Raw genomic sequence first — 18191 nt, forward strand, 5'->3', positions numbered from 1 at the left:
GATCAGACTCCCTTCCGGATCGCATAGGCTTTCTGGGTGTGCTCCTCGGCTTTCTCACGCAGGTCACGGAGATCCTGAGTGGGTACTTCGAAGCGGGTGTAGATCACTTGGTCTGCAACGTAAGCAGCCCGTTTCAGGTACAAGCGGGCGGCAACCCGGTGGTACTTGATAAGGACTTTGTTTTTGGCTGCATTGATCGCTTTCTGGAACAGGTTCATGGGTATTTCCTCGCTCCCGCCGCGCACGGGGCATTTGAAAAACACCCGGGCGCGGAGCCGGGTGTGTGTGAGATCGATGACCTCGAGCAAACACCCGGCTTGTGAGCCGGATGTTTGGTCCAGCTCACTGAGCGGTGGTGACTACCCCGAAGGGCAGTCATCTTGGGATCAGCAGGATTTCCCGCGGATCAGATCGGCTTCCAGGTCATGACGCAGGACCTGGTGGCGATGACTCCAGAACTGCTCCTTGCTCCGCACGTGGATCGCGGGGCTCTGGCGCTGTTCATTGGCGCGAGCCAACACCTTTTGGGCAAGCCTCTTGGCCTTGCGGCCGTGGAACTTGCTCATCAAGCGGTGGTACGCATGGAGCACGTAGCCAATCCAGAACATGTCCAGAGCAGCATCAGCTTTTGCGAAAGCAGCTTTCATATGAAGTACCTCTCACCCGCCGCGCACGGGAAATGGAGAAATGAAGCCCGGGCGCGGTGCCGGGCTTGTTGGTACAAACCCAGCTAAGCCGGATCAGATCCAGCTCTAGTGGAGGGATAGGCCGAATGGCCTGGCTTATAGGAACAGGGACATTCCGAGGTCGATCACCGTCTCGACTTTCATCTTGACGGGACCGAGCAGGTCGGCATTTTCAAGAACCTTCAGAACCTGCGGCGCCCGCCGGTACCAGTCCATCTCTTCGATGTGCTGGCGTTGGAATGGGCGCAATGGGTCCAGGGTGTACGCAGCATCACTCTCCACCTCGAATTCCGCTCCAGCTTTCTTGAGCTCGGCAAGAAAAGCCCGAACACAGACATCTAGAACACTCTCCTCGGTTTTGAGTCTCCACAGCCCCTTCCCGCTCGGAAGCAGTATTGAACTGTCGATGAAGCCTCGTTCCTCGAAAATCTCACGCGCCTTCGGGGACATGGTTGCCCACTCCCGTTCAGACGCGATGCCTATGCGAATGGCAGTCCCATTGAAGGCAACCTCCACTGCATTACCTGCCATCCGGAAACCAAGGGGAAATCCCGCATCGATCAGCACCCGAACAACCTCCTCCAGCTGGGCAAGCCCACTGTTGAATTGACTGGTCGTGCAACTGTTGACGCGGGTGTATATCCCCCGGTGCTTTAGAGCGAACTCCATGACTACTGCGTTGGCCAGGTTGAGCTTCAGCTGGGAAGTCTCAATCGGTTGAGGCGCATAGCCATTGCTGCGAGCTTCGGTGACCTGGGCACATACGTGATCCCAGGCTTCCTCAGCTGAACTGCACTGGAGCTCTTTCTTTCCGGAAACACCATGACCGACGTTCCCCTCCCACACTGTCGTGAGGAAGGAGTTGACGTCGGCCTGGACTGCTTTGAATCGACCGGCTTCGTTGGTCAGGTAGTACATCTTCTGACCTCCTTAGGCCACCTGAGCGGCAGGCTTAACTGCCGACGCGATTGCATCCAGTTGATCCGCCACCGAAGTGGTGTACTCCTCTGGAAGTTCAAGCTTGCAACCGAACGTTTCCTCAAAGAGCTCGGCAGCAAGCTGCTGATCCGCTTCTTCAAGGTTGGCGTAGATCGCGTCAGTGAACGACTCGTGCAGGTCCCCATAGAGCGCAAGTTTGTTGACCCAGCGCTTCAGTTCGCGGAAGGAGATGTTGTCAAACGCCTCCTCTTGCGAGAACGCAACGCGGAACCGGAATGCGAACTCAACCATCATTTGGATGTTGAGATCCTTAACGGTGGTGTTCAGACCGCGCAGTGCTGCCATCTCCTTCTCTGCCGACATGAAGTTGGCTTTGAACGAGGTGAAGCGGCTGCGAACAGCAGCGTTTTGTCCCTTCGTTCCGGCGTACCGGGGATCACGAGAGGACTTGCCACCAGTGTTATCGGTTGCGAACAACCGGAACGACGGGTGACGAACGATGTTCATCCCACCTTCGAGGCCAAGCAGATGCTTGGGGTCCATTTCAGGGTCAATCCCATGGTGCTTCAGCGTCACGACCTCATCGCCTTGGATGATGTCGTTCAGACTGAGCAGCACGCCGGGAGTCAAACTGCAGATTTCGTCGATGGTGCAGGTCAGACCATGCCGGTAGGCATAGCTCAGAACACCATCTACGCTCTTCACCCCGTCCTTTCCGAGGGTACGGAACCCTACGAGATAGCCCTCGTCTACGCCGGGACCGGCGTTGATTGCAATCGAAGGACGGTTCAGTCGTCCATTGATCTGATTGATGAGGGAAGACTTACCAGTCCCCTTCTCACCCACCAGCATGATGGAGTCCTTAGTCGACATGCTCAGCAGAATCCGGCGAACCAGGCTCTCGTTGAACACGTAACTGCTGTCGATGCTCGGCGAGAGCGGATGACGCTCTGCCGGTACCGGAATCGGCTTCTCAAAGCCCTTGAGAGGCTTATCAAATCCGAACAGCTCATGGACCATGGCCGACTCAAATTTCTGGCTAGTAACAGCCTGAATGTGAGCCTCTTTGATCTCTGCGACGGTGATGATTTTGTTGGTTACGTTGGTCATTTGTGTTTCCTCGCACCCGCCGCGCACGGGGCAATATTTGATGACACCCGGGCGCGGAGCCGGGTGTGTTTGAGATCGATGACCTCGAGCAAACACCCGGCCGTGAGCCGGATGTTTGGTCCAGCTCACTGAGCAAGGAAGGCCCCTTTCAGGGCCAGGAATTAGACAGCTACACGCATGTGCATGGGGACCGAGTCCGGGTCGAAGAACCCGAAGATCATCATCCGCTCACACAGCTGCTCTTCCGACACTCCAGCTCGCCGAGCGAGCTGGGTTACCGTCAGGCTGGAATCGATCTGCAGGTTATTCAGAACGGCCCAGAAGGACCGCTCAGGAAGCACTTGCACCTCAATGGTCGGCAGGAAGCCGATCATCTCGATTTTCTCAACCACACCTTCAGATTTCTGGTCGGTGACTGATCCATGCACAAACCCCTTCTTCCACTCATCGTGGTTGACGGTGTCTGGTTCCTCTGGGTTGTCCCCTAAGGTCATCCCGCGGAGCGCAGCCAGGCGGCCTTGCTCCCACGTAGTACCGAAGTAGATCCCATCGATAACCATGAGCAGTTCACTGTCTTCGTATTGGCGATGTTTCATTGCAAAGCTCCTACCCGCTGCAGCCGGGAGATTGAATTGAGAACTCCCGCCTGCAGGTCGGGAGGTGCCGACCTGGCTTAGCCTGGTTGGTCTTCGTACCGGCGGGCGATGTCGGACCAGTTGCCTGGTTCCTTCGCTACCAGCCATCCCATGCTCCAAGCCCTGCCCTCTTGGGACATGGCTGGATATGGGTTTTGCTGACTGGTAATACCGGCTTGAAAAGCTTCTTTGCCTTCTTGAAACGCCTTCATTTCTGCTCTCCGCCTGAACCCGTTTGCCGGGCCGGCTCACCGATGTCCTTCATCTCCACATGACTGGCCGCAAGGGCCAGGTCCAACGCAAACCTCGTTACGAGGAATGCGATACCCAGAGGGGTATGGAGAAGGATCGGTTTGAGCAAGTTTCTTATGATGTTCGTGGTGCTCAGCACGCGGTCAGCCATACGAACCGACCAATACAGCGCCGGAACAATTGCTTTGGGTGCAGGCACATCTCCACCGCATCTAACAAATAGAGCGAGCCCTATCGAGAGTCTTAGGTTGGAAACGAACTTCGGTTTTTTCTTCATGGTGTTCACCTTTGAGTTGTTTGTTAGGACATAGATTTCTCCTGTGCTAACCCCGAAGGTGATTCTTCCCCTAGGGGAGTTCACACCCCCAGGGTTATCCATGGAAAGTTACATCGTGCTGCTTCGTGTTCCGCCCACGTGTTCTCCGGCATGCCGGCGTTCAACGTAGTCACAGACCCAGTAAATGGCGAATGCCAACACCAGTATTCCGATCGTCACACTGAAAGACATAGTCGCATCCTCGCGATAGGGAAAAAGAGTTTCTTTCGAACCTCATATCACCTTAAGGGCTGCGTGCACGTTTCTTAGCTCGACGCGATTTTCGTTTTACCGTGCGCGTCGGCGTCTGTTTCGGACGCTTCTTTCGACCCTGAACCGTTGAGTTCAACGTAATGAGTGCAGTCATCAGTATGGAAACCATAAAGACTATGCGGAGTTCATTAGTAGACCATCCTACGAACAGAGAAGAGGCAGAAGCACCCATGATGGACGCGATGATCACGACCATCAGGTTTTTGATATAGCTCATTTTGCCTCCAAAGTTACGCCGTCGCGTGTTGGGTTAAAACACGTCCAGGGCGTCCCGCCGGAAGTGTTGAACTTCCGGCCCGGGAGGGCTGGAAAATTAGCCCTCCGGTTGGAGGAAAAGCGGCGGTTGATCGTCGAAGCCCAGGGAGAAATCGAGTGCGCCTTGCTTACGCAGTTCGACTCGTTCTTTGACTCGTGCTTCTAAACGACATTTGATTTCGTCTCGAAGATCCTCGTGTTTCCACATAGGCATCGAGCGGGACCAGGAGCCAAGATAATGCGCACCGTGAAACTCACGCCGAATCCTCGGAGAGAGCAGCCTGTGCGTCAGTACCTGCTTGTTTGAGCCCCAAACCACATTTACGCCTTCTTCCCCATCGGAACTGATGATCAGCTCGGAGGAGTTGGCGATGAATTTCAGACGCTCGTGGTGGGATAGATTCGAATACTCCTCGGCGAGCAAGGAGCCCTCGGCCAGATAGTTCTGCATGAGGAAGTTGCCAATCTTGCGACTGGCCAGATCTTCAGCTTCCTTGGTCTGACGTATACCTACTGCACGTTGAGCGTAGCGCTCCATTCGATAAGACTCACGCATGTAGCCTCCTCGAGGGCGCACCAACCCCATCGGGGCTGTTCCGCCCCACAGGGTTGATTTCTATTTCAGATTAGGTCTGCCAATGTCAGACCATTCTTGACGCTGTATCCAGACAAACAGCCTTCGAGGCACACGTCCGCCATGTCGCACCGTTTGGATTGACTTTCGCAGGGTGAGTCGTAGGCCATATGGGGGGCTCTGAAGAACTCTCCAGCACGCAGCCGTTTGGCTACAACGCGGGCGAAGTCGAGAGCCTCCTCAATGTCAGCTGCCGTCCGCTTCACCCAGGTAACCGGGTGCCAGATGGCGTTTACAACTTGTTCGGAGTCCGGCTTCGAGATATTCGGCTTCCGCCCGGAGGCAAAGCCGCATAGCTTCGGTTCCTTGATTCCCAACTGAGCACAAGCCAGTTTCACGGCCAGCCAGTAGTAGGTCAGCTGCAGCGAGTAGCGTGCAAACATCTTTCCTTCTGGTTGTGCCGCGGTTTTCCAGTCCAGGATCACCACGTCGCCTACATCGGCCAACATCTTCCCGTTAGGGTCGAATATCGGCCTGGTGCATTCACCGACGAAGTCGATTACTAGCTTAATGAAGACTCGGTCAGCGATTTTTATCCTGAACTCTCCTTCGATAATCAGAGGCTTGAGGCCAAGATTTCGGAAGTAAGCAGGAAAGCCTGATGCCAATTGTTTTCCGATCACCTCAGCCGTTTCCCGAGACTTTGATTTGGCCATGCAGATGAGCTTGCCCGACGATGACTCGTCAAACTTGCTCATGAACGAATTAGCCATTTCATCGTCCGAGATATACCCCTTAATGAAACCCTCAATCACCCAGTGCAAGGCAGTGCCAAACAGCAGGTTCAGTGGAGTCGCTTGGGGGGTTACACGAGCTCGGTAGTATCCCAACAGTCGTGTGCAAACCATGGCTTTCATGATTTGCGTTGGAGACAGCGTTATTTCTTCAGATTCCGGGACCGGATTGAAGATGTAGTGTGGATTCACGAACGAAGTCATGTAATCACCTTTTCAGGCGCACACGACTACCCGAGGGCAACGTGTCGCCCTCGTGGGTTCTTGAATGGATTAGAAGTCTACGACTTCAGGTTCCTTTTCAGGTTGGTCATCTTCTCCCTTGAGAAAACGCTCGCGCGCTTTTTCGAGGGCCTCTCCTTCTGGTTGTTCCCACAAGGAAGGTGCGTTGAGAAGTTCAACTTGGCCTGACATGGTATTTCCTCCTATATCCCCGCTGCACCGGGAATAAGCTCACGAAGAGTTCCCGTGCAGGGGTAAGCGCTAGCGCTGGAGGTGTGCCTTGGAATGGGTAGCGTGAGAACACACTGACCTATATGGCGGTGAGATACACGTTCCTGGTAACACATCTACCCCGCTGAGTTCAGCAAGGGACGTGCCTGGTATCTCGAGAATGTGGACAGGTCAGAAGACCGTCCGATTTGTTCCAACGATGTCTGTGCTCATCGGACTCGAGTTCGAGTTTCGATTAGCACCCCGGAAAACCTCAGTGAGTTCACTGACGTAGTCTGGGTTTGCTCTTTCAAAGAGAAAGGCAATTAGGACGGCACATTTTTATCTGACCCCCTCCCCTCTCGTCAAGTGATCTTGATGAAATCGATTCCACCTCAACAATCTCAGTTCCGCATGCGAAAAAAAACCCCAGACCAGCAAACGCTGGGCTGGGGTTTTTGTGCGCTCACGCGCAGGCCTTTTCAAAACCGGTCATTTCGGCTGGCTTGAAACCGACGAAGACTCCCCCGTCACAGGCTTTCGCCCGAAGCAGGTGGAACCGATCAGGTAATGGCTGCTCAAGGACCTTCTCCGCCACGATGATGTCTTCCCAGTCCTGGCCCTTGGCTCCAGGAACGTGAATCACATCAGGCAGCATGAAGGCAACCTCGAACCCCTTGCGAGTCAGCTCAACAAAGAGCTTCCACGCGTAGGTTTGACCATCACCATGCTTCCCACGCGCTTCGTTGTACGGGTCGTTATCTGACCAGATAACGACTCGGTCGAACTCAGCGCGATCGACATGCAATGTCGCCAGAGTGGTGCAGGCATGCGCCACTCGAACAGACTCACCAGTGGCCAGGTGGATCGACCATCCTTTCTCTACGCCTTCGGTCACATGCAGCGTCCTGCAACCTTCGACGTTAGCTACTCGGATCGAGGAACCATTAAAACCCGACAACGGGGAATCGATCTTCTTCACTTTCGACACACCCTCCAGCTTACGGCCATCCTGGGTCAGGTAGATCTTGTGGACGTTCACCACTCGACCTGTTCTGCTCCGGAATGCCGACACAATGGCCGGGAAGCGACCGATGAACTCTTTTACCTTCTCACCCCCTTTCGTACGAGTTTCGTAATACTCAAGGGCAGGATGGAATTTCACGTCACCGATGTTGCTGTTCAGCGGGATACCACGGTGTTGAAAGTACAGCCGGCCTGGTTCAGCAGCTGGATCGGTCAGCTCGATCAGACCGCGAACGGTCCTCAGGTGCTTTTCCTTTCTCTTCTGCTCATCCTCCGGGCTGATGCCACGCCGTTCACTGACCACTACAGGAGTGATCTTGCGGGTGTGGTTATGGCCAGCTGTGAGCGCGTTTCTGACCTTGAACATGACGTCGGTATAGTCTCTACCAACGCCGTCCAGGATCAGCAGGCTAATCGGATCACGGCCTCCGTCCTGCAAGCAGGAGCAGATTGCCCGATCTTCATAGCCAGCCTTGTTTGAAAACCTGAAGTCGTCTTTCCCTCCCCCATTCCGGTGACGGTTTGGGAAAGGGCAGTCGACCAGGTGTCCATGGTTCTTGAGCGCTTCATCGAACGAGCTGGTCATACGTGGGATCACGTTCAGCCAGCCGCCATTCTGCTTCACCAGATCCAGGACTTCTTCAGACAGTTTCGGGCGATTATTGTCTTGACGATCCATAGCTACCTCCAAAAACGAGACAGCCATGTCCCCTAAGGGATTGGCTTGCCCTTAGGGTGGGATTTGCGCGAGCGCGAGTTTTTAAAGAGCCCATCTGCAGAGTTCTGCGGACGGAACCTTTTCCAGACTTCCGAGCGGAATTTCGCATGCGAAAGTTGGCGGAAAGATCACCGTCAACGCTAAGGATGGCTCTAGGGGAAATCAAGGACGCAAAGTCCACAAATGCAGAAAGGCCCGACGCCGCGAAGCGCCGGGCCTTGCTGTTTGTTCCGTCGAGGGCACCTCTAATGCTGCCGGCCTAGCTGGAAGCATTAGGGGTGCCCTAGACAAAGTCATAGGGCACATGATTTAGCAATCAACGCCGGCGGCAGCAAAAGCAGCGCAACGGTCGTGGTTAGCCTTCGTCACAGCGTTACGCGCATCATCTCCCTGGAACAGGAAGAGAGCTGCAGAAACGGCAATGGCAAAAGTGAGTGCATATTTCATCGTGTGGTCCTCAATGTGAATTGAGACGACCACTACCCTCCCGAAGGCGATGTGGATCGCCCAAGGGGTCGAGTGAGAAAGCTTTGGAAACACTCTGCGACGGAATAGCGAATGATGAGGCCAAGGGGGCACACACCAAACACCAAACCGAGCGAATGTCACCACGTAGCAGCGACTAGCTCAGCAAAATGGCGAATGGATGTGTTCACACCAAAACGCGAAATCGCAGAGATGAGTCCATTACGAACCCACTCAACACTGACTTGTTAAAGAACGGTGGTACGGATTGAGCTCGATGAGCAAGATGCAATGCACCTGGAACATCGAAACGATGAACCAGGAGAAAAGCACCAGGTTCATCGCAAAGCAGGTGATCAGAACGACGACTGAGTTCAGTCGTTGAACCAATCTCCCACCAAAACCCTTGAATACAAGAGTCGGGGCGGGGTGTGATCAGCTATCAGTGAGTTCACCAACAGCGGGAGATCACGAGAAAACGCCCTCACGATAGGTCTGGAAAACACTCCATTCAAGTACATGGTGTCCTGAAATGAAAAGGCGCCTCAGTTGCCTGAAGCGCCCTTACATTGATGAACTGATGGGATCAGTTGGTCTCGGCCATCGCTGCTACGCTTACGATCTCGATCTGATCAACCTTAACTAGCTTCTGTTGCTGGCTCCCTCCGACCAGCAGTACGGTCCAGGCTTTGGACGGATCATCGTGGACGCGATCGTTGGCCAGATAGCCGTTGACGATGGTGTCGTCCATCGCTACCCGAATGCCAATCACCTGCCGATCAGCAGAGATGGGGGTATACCCCTTCCCGTTTGCCTTTTTAGCAGCTGCAGGGGCTGGAGCTGCTTGAGCTCCAGTTGCCGGCTGGCTTTGGGGCGATTGGGGTGGCTGATGACCGTTGCCATTGATCTGCACATCTTTCGCTGCCGGTTTAGCATGCGAAACTGGGGTTTGATCTGGAGCCGCAGGCGGAACTGGGGGAACTACCGCGCCCTTCCCTGCCTCTTTTCCACCTACTGGCTTACCCTTCGCTAGCCGAACGGCATCTCGCACCAGTTGACGGCTGATCGAACCTTCGGCATTTGCTTTTTTGATGAAAGCGTCGAAGGTCTCCGGCTGGAGAGTCTTCAGCTGCTTCATTTCTCGCAAGACCTCTGGGTCAGAAGTAATCCCAAACTTGATGAGGTCAACCAGCTCCTCTGACAGATCCGCAAAGCCTAAATGGATCGATACAAAGGACTCGCTTCTGCCGAGATACTTGGCAATTGCCTGGTTGCTCAAATGCTCTCCCGCTGCCTTTGCTTCTGCTTTAGCGTCAGCGATTGCACGGCCCATCTCGTAAGGATTCAGACTTTGGCGCTGATCGTTTTCGATAACTTGAGCCAGAATGCCCTTGGCCTTCGAACGTTGCTTTGCATCCACGATAGCCTTTAGCTTGAATCCTGGACGAAGCACCGCCGCAGCATAGCGTCGGCCACCCATTTTTAGAGGGTACTTTCCAGTGTTCGGGTCTTTAGGCCCAACAATGATCGCTGTCTGCTGCCCTTCTTCGTCAAAGCTAGCAGCGAGTTCCTCGATGTCTTTGAAGTCCTTTCGGACCTGAGGTTTGACCTCAATCTGGTCAACGGTCAGCAGAATGACCTGATTTTCTTGCGAGGCATCAGCGAGATCGGTGAGATCCTTCAACCGCTGCAAGCTCGACATATCAAGGCTTTTGACCATTAGTTAATCCCCACTTTTTTCGCGCGTGCTTTGCTTTTGGTTGCGGGCGCTTTGGTTGGCGTCTTTGCAACCGGAGTGGTCACAGCTGGCTTCACTTCTACACCCGCCAGGTGTGCCATTTCCTCCATCAATTTTCTCATTTCTTTGCCCGCTTCTCGGTCAGCCCCCGCGCGCCGTAACGTCCAAACGGGGCGGCACTGCTTCAACGCTTTGTCGATAGCTCCTTTAATGGAAAGGCTGCTCTGAAGGATCTTAGGCCCAACTACCTTGCGAAGGTCCTCAAGGGACTCTCGGTGATCTTCCAGTCGAGTATTGAATTTGTTGCAGATGATCCCGGTTGGCGAGATTCGGGTGCCCATCTGCGGGCCCACCATGTCGAAGGTCTCGATTAGCGAGATCACACCATCAACGGCAAAGGCTGCCAGTTCTACCGGGACAAAGATGTGATCGGAGATTACGGAGGCCGCAATCATCCGGACGCCGTTAGTCGGCGGCGTGTCGATGATTATGTAGTCGTAGTCTTCCGCCAGCTTCTGGATGTGTTTGGCGAAGTTCGGCACTACAGACAAGCCCATTTGCTCTACCGAGCTCAGTGCGTCGTCCTTGTTAAGGGCGTAGATCAGATCAATGCCGAGCTCGGTTTTGAGCGGCTGCAGATCGGGCAGCTCCTCCTGGAACAGGTAGGCGCTACGCAGACCACCTACACGTCCATCGCGAGAAAAACGGCTCGAGAAGTTACCTTGAGCATCGAGGTCGATCCCCAGCACTCGATACCCCTCTTCAACCAGGTACAAAGCCCAATGGAAATCAATTGTTGTTTTGCCTACGCCGCCCTTCTGGTTCGTTACCGAATGAACGTCGGCGGGTTGCTTTCTCTTCTTAAACGGGACGACGACGGCCATTTGTGGCTCCTTATCTGAGATGGAAACCACTCTAACCGCATTGCTACCCTTTTCAAGTCAAAACGTCTGCTTTGCGAAAATAAATCTACGGCAAGGATGCAATGCAAAAGGGGAAGGATTCTCACCCCTCCCCTTTCGCTTGATTTCGCATGCTAAACCAGATCCCGGTTACCCCTACATCGCAACCTCTTGTGGATGCACGGTGGCGTGGTTGGTATTTGTTGTACGGTTGAGGAAATCAACGCGTCGAGCGGCTCCAAGCTTGTCGTAGAACCGCCCCATGTAGAGGTAGAAAGATCCATCCTTGTGGACCGGCTCGTAGTCGTTGATCCCATAGGCCTCCAGATAGCGCTGGAATTTCCGCCAGCTCCCCTCGTCCTTGTAGACGTATAGGACGTCGTAGATCATCCGAGACTTCGGTGCCACCACAATGGGAGCTGGGCTCTGGACTGAGGTAGTGACCGGGCCCCCTGCAAGCATTGCACTGCCGGTGTCGGAGCCACGCTGAATTACGACAGGAGAAATCTTCGGTTCGAACTTGCTAACCGTTGCGATCGCCTCTTGTTTGACGGGGGCGGCAAAGGGTTTCGCAATCGATTTCTGTTGTGGGGGATCTACCTTCACAAAGGTGGTGGGCTTCTCGCCATATGAGCCTGCGTACACAGCGCGGCCAGTCACTACTGGCGCGACTACGCTAGCCTTGTTGATCTCGGAGCCAGCGGTAATCCCGGCGACCTCGGTCCGCGCCCTGTTGGTGATCTCGGTTTTTTCCTTAGCCAGCCTGGCCTTGATTTCGGCGATGCGGGCTTCAGTCTTAGCATCAAGACTAGGTTCGTTTGCGCTAGCAACCACCACTGGAGCCTGCAGCTGCTTAGACAGATCGGCCAAGCGCTGATGTTCCTTCTGGGCCTGGGCGAGGTTTGCTTCCAGGCCCGCAAGCTGACCTTTCACTTCAGAGATTCTGGCGTGTATCTCTTCAACGGTCTCTGCTGCCTTGCGCTCAGCTTCAGCATTCGCAACGGCCATTGCGAAACGTTGCTTTTCTAGTGTACGTGCACTTTCCGCTTTCTCGGCTGCGGCTTTGGCTTGCTGAGTTGAGGTGGCGAACCTCAATTGTTCGATTTCAGCAGCAGCCCGTGTTTCTGCCTCGAGGACAGCCCGGTCGCGGTCGTTCTCAATGATGGACTGTCGGATCGTTGCCTTGGAGTTCTCTTCTGCTACGCGCGCTTGAGAAGCCTGGGTTGCCGCTTGAAACTCCTGCATGCGGCCGGCTTCAGTGGACGGGGCATGGCCAGAGTTAATGTCCTGCTCATAAGCAGTCGTGGAGAGCGATGCTTCAAGGGCTTTCTTCTGGCGCTCAAGCGAGTCGATCTGATCTTTGAATTCGTTCAGCCGCCTCATGTAGAGGATCTGGGATTCGGTGTACTTCTGTGCACCTAGGCTGTCCTGCATGCGCTGATCGTATTGAGACGTTGGCTCGATCGTCGCCAGCTCTGCCGGCTCATGTGTAGAGCTGCAGCCGGACAACACCGCGGCCAAGGTTATGGCCAGCAGGGTAGGTACCGGAAATGGTCGGTTTAGCATGCGAAATTTACCTTGAGGCCCAATGCACCCCGCGAGCACGCGGTCAGGAGAAGGCAGGGCCATGAAAATGGCTTTCTGACTAAATAGTGGGAGGGGAGTGCTCAATATCGGGAGTGAGGCCAATCACTCGTCGACTTTGATCCCAAGGCGTTCGATGAGGCCGACAAACTGGTCGTCGCCAGTCATGATGAATCCCATCTGCCAGTTGCCACTCGGTGTCTTCTTGATCACGCAGGGATAGCCGGTGTGCTCTGAGATGAGCCGGGTAAGACGCTCAATATCAGCGTCCTGACGTGGAAGCCCTACCTTGGGTTTGGGCTTACTGAGGTGGCGGGAAACCTCATCCTCGATCCGCTTAACGCTCCAGCCAAGTCGGACTGCCTGGGTGGCAATCTGGCGCTGTAGGGCTTTGGCCTCAAGCGAGCAGAGCGGACGGGCCTGGGTAGCGGTGAGCTTTCCGTGAATCAGGAAATCCTTGACTGTGAAATCGAGGGAAAGCAGGCGGATGTAGTTGGAAACATGGGACCGGCTTTTTCCCAACTCCTTGCCGATCAGGTCATGCGAAAGGCCGGTCTCTTGGATGTCCGCGTAGGATTGGGCTTCTTCGATAGGGTTCAGTTGAACCCGCTGGAGATTCTCAACCGCGCAGATGAAGCGGGCTTGGTCATGCGTGTAGTCGCCGATGATGCAGCGGAGGCGAGGGATCATCTTGAGTTGGGCGGATCTCCAGCGCCGCTCGCCACAGATGATGTAGAACCCGCCTTGAGCGCGAGGGCACAGTACCAGCGGGATGGCGTTACCGCCGCCTTTCACCATGCTGTCGCCGAGCTCTTCCAACTCAGCAGGATGGAAGCTGCGACGGGTTTGCCAAACTCCAGGGTGCATGAGGTCAACATCAACATCCCGGTGCTCTACCGGGACCATGTTGATGCCTAAGCACTCTGATGTTTCTGGAGTGATTCTGGCCTCAGATTGATACACGTGAAACCCCTCGCGTCTGCATGAAACATGATACACGAGGGATAACATCCTGCACCTGTTTTTCAATCCCCCAAGGATCGGGAGGCCCGAATCGTCTCTTCCGATATCAGGCCCCAGGGGTGCTCGGTCGGCCGGAAGGAAATCACAAGCCCAGGCGATTCCCCTCGCTCAGTGTAGGGCAGAGGCTGGGCAATGTGCTTTTGATCGTCATCTGGAAGAAACCCGTTGGATACGAAGGCATCAATCACGGGTTTGCAAGCAGCCGTGACGCTCTCATGGTCAAGTAAGCGGGCTTCGCCGGTGATGTAGATCTCCTCGACGAGTAGGGGGTAGACCGCTGTTTGCCGCCACTCGTCGTAGATCTCCCGGTTCTCATACATCAGAGCTTCGATGCGCTTGAACCATGTCGCCTTGAGGCTGGTGGCTTTTGCATCGTGAAGCCTGAGCATGGTGTTGAGTGAAAGCAACTTTGCCCCCGGGAATGAAACGGTCAGCACACGGCTACCCCTGTCGAGCATCACTGAGTCGAGCCTCCCGTCTTGGTTCGCATGCTGAACTCGCTTGAGCCGCTCTGCAGCCTTGCTTGGTTTCCGCTCGGTAGCCGGTGGCTGATCCGCTACATCTTTCGAAGGCAGGGACGGAGAGTGGGCTCCCTGAAGTTGACGCGCGATGCGTTCCTGAAATTTTGGGTCTTGAGCAAATGCAGCTCGATGATTTGATCTGCGCATTGGTCCTCCTGTAGGGCAGGGGACCATAACCGCTGTGCTTGAAATGCCCAGTTGCATGGCTTCCAGGGCGTAAAGGTACCCACCTCCCTGAAAGGGAGCACCTCCTGACCACTATTAGGTCAAGAATCAGGAGTTGCTCCGTATGACCAATATTCGATCCGTCTGCATCGTCGACGACTCCCCCGGCATGCGAAAGATGGGGGCCAGCTTTCTGCAGAAGTCGGACATCGAGGTCCACCTGGCGAAAGATGGCTATGAGGCGTTGCACGTAATCCGTGAGGCGCGACCAGACGCCTGCTTCATCGACATCGAGATGCCAAATCTGGATGGGCTGAAGCTCGTCTCAATTCTTCGTGCATCGCCACAGTTCAAGTCCATGCCGATCGCCGTGCTCTCCAGTGCCAGCTCCCCGTTTGACGTTCAGAAAGGGTTGTTGGCGGGGGCTGATCGCTATCTGACGAAGCCTTTCACTGGGGACAAGATCGCCCAGGCGCTGGCTGATATGGAAACGATCATCGATGAGCAATGACATCAACAGCGGGCGGTATCGCTGCATCGGATACCGGATCGGAAGCACTTACTGCTTGAGCCCTTCGCTTGCGGTGAACGCCATCACTCAGGTCCCTGATAGCCCTACGCAGGTCCCTGGAACCAAACCGTGGCTGCACGGTGCAACCAAGATGGACGGAGACATCATCCCCTTCGTGAATATCTCCAGGTTCCTCTCAATCCCCCAGCAGGGCGGAGCAGGGGAGTTGAACAAGCCTGTGGCGTTGATCGTTCGCGGGGGAGTTGACGTTGGGGATGTTGGAGTGATCGTGGACCAGGTGGTGGGTTTTATCCCATCTGGAGAGCTAGAAGATGCCCCCAACGCAGACCTGAAGATTCCTCCCGGCCTTGGGGCCTGCCTTGTCGGTGTAGTCGCGGACTCCGAGAGAGCCTGGGCTGTTATCGACATTCAGGCCCTGATAGCTGACCCCAAAATGCAATCGATTGACCTCACTTGAGACAAGACCGCATGAGCAACAATTTTTCCTTCGTTCCCCTTACTGCGGTCCTTCTGATCGCAACTGGTGGCGCGGCTGGGTGGACGGGGTACAGCCTTCTCCAGGACAGCAAAGCCGACTCCTTCTACATGTCCGAAAGCTACGAGTTGAGAGCGGCGGCCATGCAGACGATCTATCTCTCAGACAAGGCCGCGGCCGATGGTGCATTTGCCTCGCAACTCTCTGACGCCGAAAGTCAGGTAGAGCGGGCCTTGATGCACCTTCGCAATGGTGATCCTGTGAAAGGGATTCCCGGTGCTCCTGAGTCTGTTCTCCGCAGTCTCGAAGCGCTGAGCGTGTCCTGGGATGGCATTGCCCCGTCGATCGCCAAGCTGCTCAGCGGTCAGTCCGGAACCGAGGCATTCAGTCGTGCGGCCAAGGACGCCAAGGTCTCCATCCAGAAGGCCATCGACACTGGCAGGGCGGCGGAGACTTTGCTGGCTGGCTTGAATGCATCCGCGCAACAGAAAGGACAGCTGACCCAGGCCCTCAATGATCTTGAGGCTGATGTTGCGGGGGTGACCTCCGCGACGGTTGTTGACGCGGCCGCACTGCAGAGTGCAGAGGCCGGGGTTGGCAAATATCTGGGGGCGCTCACTGCATTCGGAAACTCGTTGCCACGTGACAAGGCAATGATGGAAGAGCTGGTTAAGAGCTACCGCGGCGCAACTGCCGCCCAATCCCTGATCGACCAGGCAAGCCGACTCTCCACTGGTTCAGCTCAGAATCTTCCGCATGCGAAAGAGATCTGGCAGGCCCGTGACAAGATTGTGTCCGCCACCGATGCACTGTTGGCTTCAGTGAAGGCATTGCCTGATTCACGGGCAATCACGCCACTTACTGTTGCAATCCTGGGCACGCTGACGATCGCTTTGGCCATCCTCAGCATGCTTCTCGTAACTCGCGTTTCCGTGTCACGTGCACAAGCCGTCGAAAACCGCGGTAGCACCATTGAAGGAAGCCAGCGTGAGCGTTCGAAAGACCTGAGCTTGCTGTTGGCTGAAATCGAGCGGGTAGGGCGGGGCGAACTCGACCTGGAGTTGACCGATGATCGTGATTCCACGAAGGACATAGCCCAGCGTCTCAACACTGTGTTCTCCCGTTTCCACGAGATCTTCACTGAGACCAGTGAAACGGTAATGGGCCTGGCCGCAGCTACCGAGCAAACCATCACCACGGCTCAGAACGTTGATCGTAACCGTGATGAACAATTCCGGGCGATCGAGCACATCAGCTCGCTAATCGCAGACATGGGCACCTTCATCAATCTCATCCAGCAGCTGATGGGGGACACCCAGCGAGTTGCCAACGGCGTTGCCCATAAAGTCCATGCCGGGAGCGAATCGGTGAACGGGGTGCACGAAGGCATTCTTGTCCAGACCCAGCACCTCAACCAGATCCAGCATCGCAACAAGCACCTGATCGAGCGCTTCCAGATGCTTGAGCGCATCAGCGAGTTCGTGAAATTGGTTGCCACGAAGTCCCAGATCGTGGCCTACAACGCCTACCTGCTGGCGGATCAGATCGAAGGGAACTCTGAGATTTCACGTGCGATGGCAAAGAGCGGTGAGGCTGTCCAGGACCTCAGCATTCAATCCCAAGCGGTAGTCACCGAAATCGCTCAGCTGCTCAAAGACATGAACGAAGCCGCCCGCGATACCCAAGTCGCCGTGGATATTTCGCTTAATGAGATGCAAAGCCTCCAGCATCGATCTAACGCGGCACTTGCCTCGCTGAAGGACATCCAGGTGATCACTGAGAGCCTGACCACCAACGTCGATGATGTGAATCAGCGGACTACGAACCTGATCGCGCAGTCGTCCGAGGTTGCAGACACGATGGGTTCGATTCGCCACTACGCAACCGAGAACTCGGCCGCAAGTGAGCAAACCGCATCTGCCATGAATAACCTGAACCGCCAGGCGCAGAACCTTCACACCGGCATTCAGACTTTCTACAGCAAGCGCGCATGAACACACTCGATGATCTTGATGAGGAGATGGCCAGCTCTTGGATGAAGATCATCGAGGAGCGCTTCGCCATTGAAATTGCAGAGCACCGCCAGGCTGCTTTTGCCAGGGCTCTCTCCAGTTTCGCATGCGAAACTGGAGAGACCCTGGAAGGTCTCTTGGGGCTCTTTGTCAGCGGTAGGTTGGATGAGGCTCAGCGATTCCAGATCCTCCACTTGGCTACCAACCACGAAACACGGTTCTTCCGGTACCCGCCATCACTGGAAGCTATTCGTGAGGTTTGCTCCGGTATTCGTCATGCCCCTCGGGTCTTGTCTGTCGGGTGCTCCACTGGGGAAGAGCCCTACAGCATCGCTTGCACCTTGCTGCGAGCAGGTCGGGCAGCGTTTCAGGTGCACGGGTCCGATGTCTCCCACCCATGCATTGAAACAGCTCGCCGGGGAATCTACCGCAGTCACCCGGACCTACGGAGCGATGTCTGCATCCCACGGGGTGAGAACACCATCAAGTTCCACTCCTGGTTCCGGGACATGGTCACCTTCGAGCAGCACAACATTCTCTCGGATAGACCGGTCGGCTTCACGAATCCGGACCTGATCATCACGCAGAACATGCTCATCTACTACCGCGTGGAAACGCGCCACCTAATTTTGCAGAAGTTGGCAGCGATGCTGCCGGTGGGGGGCCATCTGCTTACGGGCCCAGCCGAGGACGGTAACTGGAACCCGATCGGGCTCAAACGCCTGCCCAATCATCTGCTCAATCTCTTCGTAAAGGTCGCCTAG

The 18191-nt window shown here is 55.3% G+C and carries 20 protein-coding genes; 4 read left to right on the top strand and 16 right to left on the bottom strand.

Going from position 1 to position 18191, the window contains the following annotated elements:
• Positions 1-2 precede the first annotated feature (2 nt).
• From ACNFIA_RS18005 to ACNFIA_RS18080, 16 genes are all read right to left on the bottom strand, one after another.
• Positions 3-218, bottom strand: a complete 216-nt coding sequence (locus ACNFIA_RS18005) for a hypothetical protein (RefSeq protein ID WP_416787275.1) — start codon at positions 216-218, stop codon at positions 3-5.
• 168 nt (positions 219-386) lie between these two features.
• Positions 387-647, bottom strand: coding sequence for a hypothetical protein (locus ACNFIA_RS18010; protein WP_416787277.1), 261 nt, complete (start codon positions 645-647; stop codon positions 387-389).
• A 135-nt stretch (positions 648-782) separates the two neighbouring features.
• On the bottom strand, positions 783-1604 hold the full coding sequence (locus tag ACNFIA_RS18015; protein ID WP_416787279.1) for a hypothetical protein: 822 nt from the start codon (positions 1602-1604) through the stop codon (positions 783-785).
• Between the two features lie 12 nt (positions 1605-1616).
• A complete protein-coding gene (locus ACNFIA_RS18020; protein ID WP_416787281.1) occupies positions 1617-2735 on the bottom strand; it encodes an AAA family ATPase in 1119 nt (372 codons plus the stop codon).
• Between the two features lie 161 nt (positions 2736-2896).
• Positions 2897-3331 (bottom strand): hypothetical protein, encoded by a 435-nt coding sequence (locus ACNFIA_RS18025; protein WP_416787284.1) that lies wholly within the window; start codon positions 3329-3331, stop codon positions 2897-2899.
• A 247-nt stretch (positions 3332-3578) separates the two neighbouring features.
• Positions 3579-3899 (bottom strand): hypothetical protein, encoded by a 321-nt coding sequence (locus ACNFIA_RS18030; protein WP_416787286.1) that lies wholly within the window; start codon positions 3897-3899, stop codon positions 3579-3581.
• Positions 3900-4524: 625 nt separating this feature from the next.
• On the bottom strand, positions 4525-5022 hold the full coding sequence (locus tag ACNFIA_RS18035; protein ID WP_416787288.1) for a hypothetical protein: 498 nt from the start codon (positions 5020-5022) through the stop codon (positions 4525-4527).
• Between the two features lie 65 nt (positions 5023-5087).
• Positions 5088-6038, bottom strand: coding sequence for a PD-(D/E)XK nuclease family protein (locus tag ACNFIA_RS18040; RefSeq protein WP_416787290.1), 951 nt, complete (start codon positions 6036-6038; stop codon positions 5088-5090).
• Between the two features lie 69 nt (positions 6039-6107).
• Complete coding sequence (locus ACNFIA_RS18045) at positions 6108-6248, bottom strand: hypothetical protein (protein WP_157791854.1); 141 nt, start codon at positions 6246-6248, stop codon at positions 6108-6110.
• Positions 6249-6732: 484 nt separating this feature from the next.
• The gene (locus tag ACNFIA_RS18050; protein ID WP_416787293.1) at positions 6733-7971 is read right to left on the bottom strand and encodes a toprim domain-containing protein; all 1239 of its coding nucleotides are present in this window, start codon (positions 7969-7971) and stop codon (positions 6733-6735) included.
• Positions 7972-8319: 348 nt separating this feature from the next.
• On the bottom strand, positions 8320-8457 hold the full coding sequence (locus ACNFIA_RS18055) for a hypothetical protein (protein ID WP_416787295.1): 138 nt from the start codon (positions 8455-8457) through the stop codon (positions 8320-8322).
• 604 nt (positions 8458-9061) lie between these two features.
• Positions 9062-10195 carry a ParB/RepB/Spo0J family partition protein gene (locus ACNFIA_RS18060; RefSeq protein WP_416787298.1) on the bottom strand — a complete coding sequence of 378 codons (1134 nt, stop codon included), beginning with the start codon at positions 10193-10195 and terminating at the stop codon, positions 9062-9064.
• Positions 10195-11097: a ParA family protein gene (locus ACNFIA_RS18065; RefSeq protein WP_316866195.1), complete on the bottom strand. Its 903-nt coding sequence runs from the start codon at positions 11095-11097 to the stop codon at positions 10195-10197. Before ACNFIA_RS18065 ends, ACNFIA_RS18060 begins: the two co-directional genes overlap by 1 nt.
• Positions 11098-11271: 174 nt before the next feature.
• Positions 11272-12681 (bottom strand): hypothetical protein, encoded by a 1410-nt coding sequence (locus ACNFIA_RS18070; RefSeq protein WP_416787302.1) that lies wholly within the window; start codon positions 12679-12681, stop codon positions 11272-11274.
• Between the two features lie 123 nt (positions 12682-12804).
• The gene (locus ACNFIA_RS18075; protein WP_037012551.1) at positions 12805-13662 is read right to left on the bottom strand and encodes a ParB/RepB/Spo0J family partition protein; all 858 of its coding nucleotides are present in this window, start codon (positions 13660-13662) and stop codon (positions 12805-12807) included.
• Positions 13663-13724: 62 nt separating this feature from the next.
• On the bottom strand, positions 13725-14390 hold the full coding sequence (locus ACNFIA_RS18080) for a hypothetical protein (protein WP_416787305.1): 666 nt from the start codon (positions 14388-14390) through the stop codon (positions 13725-13727).
• 142 nt (positions 14391-14532) lie between these two features.
• Between ACNFIA_RS18080 and ACNFIA_RS18085 the strand changes: the two genes are divergently transcribed.
• From ACNFIA_RS18085 to ACNFIA_RS18100, 4 genes are read left to right on the top strand one after another with little or no spacing between them, the layout of a single operon-like run.
• On the top strand, positions 14533-14919 hold the full coding sequence (locus ACNFIA_RS18085; protein ID WP_037012547.1) for a response regulator: 387 nt from the start codon (positions 14533-14535) through the stop codon (positions 14917-14919).
• On the top strand, positions 14909-15397 hold the full coding sequence (locus ACNFIA_RS18090; protein WP_037012545.1) for a chemotaxis protein CheW: 489 nt from the start codon (positions 14909-14911) through the stop codon (positions 15395-15397). The genes ACNFIA_RS18085 and ACNFIA_RS18090 overlap by 11 nt, the downstream gene beginning before the upstream one ends.
• Before the next feature lie 11 nt (positions 15398-15408).
• Positions 15409-17409, top strand: coding sequence for a methyl-accepting chemotaxis protein (locus ACNFIA_RS18095; protein WP_416787308.1), 2001 nt, complete (start codon positions 15409-15411; stop codon positions 17407-17409).
• Positions 17406-18191: a CheR family methyltransferase gene (locus tag ACNFIA_RS18100; RefSeq protein WP_416787310.1), complete on the top strand. Its 786-nt coding sequence runs from the start codon at positions 17406-17408 to the stop codon at positions 18189-18191. The genes ACNFIA_RS18095 and ACNFIA_RS18100 overlap by 4 nt, the downstream gene beginning before the upstream one ends.

The organism is Pseudomonas sp. NY15437, assembly GCF_048068435.1.
Taxonomy (GTDB): Bacteria; Pseudomonadota; Gammaproteobacteria; order Pseudomonadales; family Pseudomonadaceae; genus Pseudomonas; species Pseudomonas nitroreducens_B.